Below are 7006 nucleotides of genomic sequence, written 5' to 3'. Positions count from 1 at the left end.
TTTGTTACTTGGTGGTCGGTTTTATATTTGTCAATAAATCGCTCTCAAAAGACGTTATTTCTCCAAATTCTATAGCGGTATTGCCTTTTAAAGATTTTAGCCCGGAGGATGGCCAGTGGTTCTCAGATGGTGTTTCCGAAAACATTTTACACTACCTAGCACAGATGAAAGATCTATCGGTAATTTCATTTACCTCTTCCTCCACTTATCGAGATACAGATAAACAAATCCCTGAAATAGCTAAAGAATTAAGAGTTTCATACATCCTAGAAGGCAGTGTAACTTTAGTAGAGGATAAAATAAAAATTATTGCGTAGTTAATAGACTCCAACGATAAACATATTTGGTCTAAAGAGTATAATGAAAGGTTTAACGATATCATTTCCATACAAAAAAACGTTGCCTAGGAAGTGATACAGCAATTAGAAATCACTTTAAATCTGGAGGATAAAATTGCTTTCGAAAAACATACTACCAAAAACATACTACCAAAAACATGGAGGCTTACAATCTATGTGTGGAACTACCGGTCCAGGAAATCATATTTGGTCATCTCTGGGCTATACCGAAGTGCAACGCCCCGGATTTGTAGAAGTAAGTAGTTTATAATTGTTTTTAGGTTTTTCCTACTACCCCCTAGTTTACTGATAGTGGATTTTAAACTTTGTTATATGGCCCTCTTACCTTATAGAAAACAAGTATTGGTTTTGAATCAGACCTGATGAAACTAAAATCCTTCAAACGATTGTATAAATATATTGATCAAGCGGTCATTGCATTGATCAAACGGTTACATATACCACTTGATTTACCGTTAGGACAGTTCCTCTTTACTAAAAGTTATTTAAGCTTATCTTCGATTTTTAAATCGATACGATATCTATAAAAGACTTGATTCATGAACATCCAATGGAATACAACTCATATAAACCTTAAAGAACTAATCAAAATTTCAAGAGGTGACAGGGACATATCCTACAAATATTTACAACAATTTAAAGAGTTGATTCCGAAACGAACTGAGAGTTTAAAAAAGAGTTTGAAGTCTGAAGACAGGAAGATGGTACGCCAAATATTACATCAAATGAGTCCGCAATTGCAGTTCTTCGGGATTAAGGATATCACTAAGTCGATTCGACGTTTAGAACTAGAATACGAAACCATGCCGATAGCAGAATTAACTGAATTAGTCCAAAACATCCTAGTCAAACTAGATTTTGCAATAAAAGATGTAAATTTAATTCTTGAAGAAAATTACTAACGACTCTTGATATGAAGTTTAAAACTCTAATTTTTCCGGTTTTATTTTTTTGTTTTTGCTTTGGCATAAACTCTCAATCGCTTACACCTGTTCAGCAAGATTCTCTAATGACTGTTTGGAATGACGCATCTCAGCCAGAGACAACCCGTTTAAAAGCTATTCATACTATTGCTAGAGAAGGGTTCCTATATAAAAACCCAGATAGTGCTTTTTATTACGGCCAATTACAGTATGATTTTGCTAAGTCAACAAAAAACAAGGAGTACATTTTTCAGGCATTAAATATCCAAGGTGATTCTTATTTGTTAAAAGGCGACCCAGACAAAGCCTATAGTTTTTTTAAAAAGGCTTTGAAAATTTCTGAAGAAATTGGCGACAAAAAATTTACTATAAACATCTTAGGTAGTATCTCTCGAGTATTTGAGGCAAAGGGCGAAATAGAAAAGTCTTTTGAGTATAGCTTGGAAATGTTAAAACTTAGTGAAGAAATCCAAGATAAGGAAGGAGTCGGAACAAGTTTGTTAAATATTGGAAGGACTTATATGAGGAAAGGTGATTTACCCTTAAGCCTTGAACAGTTTGTACGGTCAAGAAAAATCTTCGAAGAACTTGAAGACCTAGAGGGTTTGGCAAAAGCTCGAAAGTTAATTGCCATTACATACATACAACAAGGATTTAAAGAAGAAGGTCTTAAACAAATGCTTCAAAACGCAGCCTATTATGAAGAAACTGAAAATAAAGTCCTTTTAGCAGGTACTATGGCTAATATAGGGACCATATATTCAGATCTAGGTGATAATAAAAAAGCTTTGGAAAATTTAGAGAAGGCTTTACAGTTTTTTGAATCTTCGGCAAACGTTCCCTACATCGCAGGACTCTCAGGGAATATAGGTCGTATTTATCATCTCGAAGGTAACCTCGAGCGTTCATTAGAATACTATACTAAAGCATTGAATTTATCTGAAATAATAAAAGATAAATACACAACAGCTACTATGAAGTATGCCATTGGAAATATTCTTTCAGAACAAGAAAAATACCCCAAAGCAATCTCTTATAGTAGTGAAGCTTTAACAGCTTTTCAAGAAACTGAAGATATTATTGGCATAAGCAATGCTGCTTATAGCCTCATAAATAGTTACAAAGCGACTGGAAGCTATAAAAAGGCTCTTGAAATGAATGAGCTCTATTATCAAATGCGCGATAGTTTTAATAGCAAAGAAAATCAAAAGACCTTAATTGAATTACAAGTTCAATCTGACTATGACAAACAAAAAGCAATTGATGATGTTGAAAAAGAAAAAGAAATCACAATCGCAACACAAAAAACAAATGCACAACGAAACATATCGATAGCTATTGGTGTAGCATTACTTTTAATTTCTTTTTTAGCATATGTTATTTTCAAGCGTCTAAAAGTAACTCGTGAGCAGAAAGCTATCATAGAAGAACAGAAGAAGAAAGTAGAACAATCTGAAAAATATAAGGAACAATTTCTTGCCAATATGAGTCATGAAATTCGAACGCCTATGCATGCCATTTCTGGAATGTTAAAAATTCTAGAGCGTAACGAGCATCCTGCCGCACAGGATATATACTTAAAGGCCATGCAAACCAGTTCAGATAATTTGGTCGTTATTCTAAACGATGTACTCGACCTTTCCAAGATTGAAGCAGGAAAATTAGATTTAGAATCCATCCCTTTGAGCCCACTTCTAGTCGTAGAAAGTGTAGTTCAACTCCTGAAATTCAAGGCCGAAGAAAAAGGTTTAAAACTAACAATTGAAGTAGGTAGCCAAATACCAGATTTAGTAATGGGTGACCCTACTCGTTTAAATCAGATATTAATAAATCTCGCTGGGAACGCCATTAAGTTCACAAACAAAGGAGCTGTGACTATCATACTGAAAGTTGAAAATCAGCAACTTGTTTTTGTTGTAAAGGATACCGGAATTGGAATCTCAAAAAACCAGCAGAAAAGTATATTTTCAGCTTTTACGCAAGCCAAAGAATCAACAACGAGATACTATGGAGGTACGGGGCTAGGCCTTAGTATTTCTAAACAATTGGTTGAACTCCAACAAGGTCGTATTTGGCTTGAAAGTGAACCAGGAAGCGGGAGTAATTTTAATGTGTGTCTGCCTTTAACAATACCAGAAGCCAATGCAACGAGTCAAGACTTAATTTCTGAAGAGGAACTTAAAGCTATGGCAGCATCTCTAAAAGGCATCCGAATTCTAATTGCTGAAGACAATCCTTTTAATCAAATGATTGCACAAGATGATTTATCTTATTATATTGATGCTGTAACCATAACCACGGTCGAAAATGGTGCTTTGGCAGTAGAAAAATTTACTACAGACACCTTTGATCTTATTCTTATGGATGTCCAAATGCCAGAGATGAATGGCTTTGAGGCTACAAAAAAAATAAGAGCATTAGAAAATAAAAACAGTATTGATAGAGAAACCCCAATCATTGCCATGACAGCCAGTCTTTTAAAGACAGAAATTGACCAATGCTTTAAAGCAGGGATGAATAATTATATCCCCAAGCCCTATACCCTAAAGGAATTAATTGGTCCCATTTTTAAAGAGCTAAGATCCTAATCTATGCAATTAGAGAGAATAAGTTGCTTAATAATTGACGACGATCCATTTATTGTAGAGTTACTCCAAGATAAACTAAGCCAATATTTTCCAGATATCACGGTGCTTTCAACAGCCAGTAGCGGACACGATGGATTACAAGCCATAGCTTCCTATAAACCTGAGCTTGTATTCTTAGATGTAGAAATGGCCGATATGACAGGTTTCGAAATGCTTGCTCAACTCAGTGAAATTAATTTTAAGACAATCTTTATAACAAGTTACAGCCATTATGCTATAAAGGCGATTCGCTTTAACGCCCTAGATTATTTATTAAAGCCTATCGATCTTGGGGAATTAAAAAGAGCTATTAACCGCTACAAAGCTCATAATAAAACCGAGCCTCAAAAAGATAATATGGCTCTGGCCTTACAAAATATCGCTACAAAAAATGTAGCAGATCAAATGCTAGTTCTAAAAACTCATGACGGGGTTTTGCGTTTATCTCTAAAAGAAATCAGTCATATCCAAGGCGAAAGAAACTACAGCTATATTTACTTAAAAGGGGATAAAAAGAAACTAGTCACCAAAACCTTAATCGAACTAGAAGACCTGCTAGACTCCAAAGGATTTTATAGAAGCCACAGGTCCTATATAGTGAATGCCGCCTATATTACTGACGCTTCCGCAGGTTTTTTTGTTCAAGTATCTGATACTTTAAAAATCCCTATTTCAAGGCGTAAAAAGAAACACTTCTTAGCATGGTTTACTACATATCAACTTGCCAATAAATAATTCTCTCCATTTAGCTCTTCCTATCTAGTGACTGGTCGGAAATAGACAGATTTTATAAAATGAATTATTCTTGATGAGATTTGTTTTTTTATTTTATGAGGTGATGCCGTAGCATCAAGCGATTAAAATTAAAGCCAAAAATCGCAAAAAGAAGCATTTTTAATTTTGCTGTATTTCCAACCAGACACTATCTACTCATGTGTATATTATTAGAAGGTTAAAAATAAACTACCACTTGATCAACCATTCGGACAAATATTGAACCACTAGATAAATAGTACTACCGTTAGATAAACAGATTACTTATAGCACTGATATAGCTAGTACATTTATACCAAGCAATACTGCTATTAATCAACTAAACTATATTTATCATGAAAAAATTACTCTTTTTGATGCCCTTAGGGCTCATTTTAAATTTTACGCTTCTACAGGCGCAAGATATTATTAACCCCGTATCTGCAACAACAACCTTAACGGCTCAATTTGGAACAACTCTTGACCATTCCATTGATGGAACTGGATTAGATGTCTTCCCAAGTTTAACAGCCAATCATGAAATGTCAGTATTTGGCAATTCATTTGTAGCAATCAACGAAATAGGTTCAATAGATTTTGATCTAGGAGGCTCTTATCTAGTAGATGGTCTAGCATTCTGGAATCAAAATTTCTTTGGTCCCATTCCTGGAGAAAACGGAATCCAAGAAGTACTTATTTCTTCTTCCAATGATGGTGTAACTTATACACCAATTGCGGGTGCACCTAATACATTTGCACAAACTACATGTATGAATTGTCCATCAGAACAATTTTCTTTCACTGAAGTTATGGCTTCTTTTATCCGTTTTGATGTAATTAACAATTGGGGCGAACCTACTTATGTAGGTTTTTCAGAAGTTGCGTTTTCTGGAATTGAAGCCACAGTTATAGAAAACGTTATTAATCCAGTGTCCGCAACAACAACGTTAGATGCTCAATTTGGATCAAGTCTTGACAATGCAATTAATGGAACTGGTTTAGATGCTTTCCCAAGTTTATCGGCGACACATGCGGCGACAGATCCTTCTAATACTTTTTATGCTACAAATGATGCTGGCTCTATTGATTTTGATCTTGGTGGTTTATTTTTAGTAGATGGTTTGGCTTTTTGGAATACAAACGCTCCGGGCCCAGGTGGAACAGGAATCCAGGACGTGGTGGTATCATCTTCTGAAGATGGCGTTACCTATACTCCAATTGCAGGATCTCCTGCTGTATTTACACAGGTAATGACTCAAACTACTCCTGCTGAAATGTTCATGTTTACTGAAGTTACAGCTTCCTATATTCGTTTTGACGTGCTTAGCAACTATGATGGCAGCAATCTGGTAGGTTTTGCTGAAGTTGCTTTTTCAGGTGTTGCTAGCTTAGGAGTTAACGATAATGTCTTAGAGCAAACAGTTAAGGTATATCCAAATCCAGCTCATGATTTTGTTACCATTAGCAATAGTGCAGATGTTACGATCAATAGTATCGAAATCTACGATATGAATGGAAGATTGGTAAATCAAATTAAAGTAGACAGTACTGCAGATCAAACGGTCAATGTCTCTGAGCTTACAACTGGCATGTATTTTATAAATATAACTAGCGATCAAGCTACAGTCGTTAAAAGATTGATTAAAAAATAGTCCTATCTTATTTTATTGCCAAACCCCCTCGCTATTGCTGCAAAGGGGGTTTTCATTGTTTATACCAATTATACCTTATCATCCAAGTCATTTTTGCTTCAGTAGTGTTTCAGTAGGATAAGAAATAAAGCACCACTCCCTACTCTCTCAAGGATTGATGTTCCTCTATCCTTTTTTAGATTCAGAACAGAACTTTCCTCAAAACATATCAAACTAAAAAAAGCCTCTACATTGCTGTAAAGGCTTCAATAATTAAAGATAACAATCCAATTTCAAAAATTTGAATGTTTCAACTTCAAGGCGAAAGGTTTAAAGCGTAAATGTTTCAGTAAATACTTTTCCATTAGAGATAAACTTTATCTTATAATCTCCTGTTTTATTTTTATCCAAGCTGTATGCTCTCTCTAGAATCATCTCTTCCCCAATTTTATCGGTATGAATTAAATCGAAAATTTTCGAATTATCTTCTTCTGAACTGTAATACATTTTAATTTTTAAAGGTTCCTTTAGGAGTGATAATTGGCTCACCAATACCAAATCATCCTTAACTCTCAGAGTAGGCATGAAAATAGTCTTTGCTCCTTTTGCATCAAAAAGGATCGTGGTTTCTTCCACTACGAAAGAAGTAATCTCAACATTGGTGTCTCCAATGACTTCATAAGTATAAGAACCATTAGAAAGATCCATATCGC

The 7006-nt window shown here is 34.9% G+C and carries 4 protein-coding genes and 2 pseudogenes; 5 read left to right on the top strand and 1 reads right to left on the bottom strand.

Going from position 1 to position 7006, the window contains the following annotated elements; translation table 11 throughout:
• The 5 genes and pseudogenes from ACJAT0_RS11890 to ACJAT0_RS11870 form a co-directional block, all read left to right on the top strand.
• A pseudogene (locus ACJAT0_RS11890) lies at positions 1 to 317 on the top strand (AraC family transcriptional regulator); the annotation flags it as partial.
• A gap of 581 nt (positions 318 to 898) precedes the next feature.
• Positions 899 to 1261, top strand: coding sequence for a hypothetical protein (locus tag ACJAT0_RS11885; RefSeq protein ID WP_415181831.1), 363 nt, complete (start codon positions 899 to 901; stop codon positions 1259 to 1261).
• A gap of 11 nt (positions 1262 to 1272) precedes the next feature.
• Positions 1273 to 3870, top strand: a complete 2598-nt coding sequence (locus ACJAT0_RS11880; RefSeq protein WP_415181830.1) for a tetratricopeptide repeat protein — start codon at positions 1273 to 1275, stop codon at positions 3868 to 3870.
• 3 nt (positions 3871 to 3873) lie between these two features.
• Positions 3874 to 4644: a LytR/AlgR family response regulator transcription factor gene (locus tag ACJAT0_RS11875; RefSeq protein WP_415181829.1), complete on the top strand. Its 771-nt coding sequence runs from the start codon at positions 3874 to 3876 to the stop codon at positions 4642 to 4644.
• 374 nt (positions 4645 to 5018) lie between these two features.
• Positions 5019 to 6314, top strand: a complete 1296-nt coding sequence (locus tag ACJAT0_RS11870; protein WP_415181828.1) for a T9SS type A sorting domain-containing protein — start codon at positions 5019 to 5021, stop codon at positions 6312 to 6314.
• 309 nt (positions 6315 to 6623) lie between these two features.
• Here the strand turns inward: ACJAT0_RS11870 and ACJAT0_RS11865 are convergent.
• A pseudogene (locus tag ACJAT0_RS11865) lies at positions 6624 to 7006 on the bottom strand (hypothetical protein); the annotation flags it as partial.

The organism is Nonlabens sp., assembly GCF_047636915.1.
GTDB lineage: Bacteria > Bacteroidota > Bacteroidia > Flavobacteriales > Flavobacteriaceae > Nonlabens.
This window is presented reverse-complemented; position numbering and strand designations above follow the sequence as displayed.

What these genes read in the sequence shown, in the direction of transcription:
- ACJAT0_RS11885 (WP_415181831.1), top strand. Translation starts at nt 899, where the DNA reads ATGAACATCCAATGGAATACAACTCATATAAACCTTAAAGAACTAATC.
- ACJAT0_RS11880 (WP_415181830.1), top strand. Translation starts at nt 1,273, where the DNA reads ATGAAGTTTAAAACTCTAATTTTTCCGGTTTTATTTTTTTGTTTTTGC.
- ACJAT0_RS11875 (WP_415181829.1), top strand. Translation starts at nt 3,874, where the DNA reads ATGCAATTAGAGAGAATAAGTTGCTTAATAATTGACGACGATCCATTT.
- ACJAT0_RS11870 (WP_415181828.1), top strand. Translation starts at nt 5,019, where the DNA reads ATGAAAAAATTACTCTTTTTGATGCCCTTAGGGCTCATTTTAAATTTT.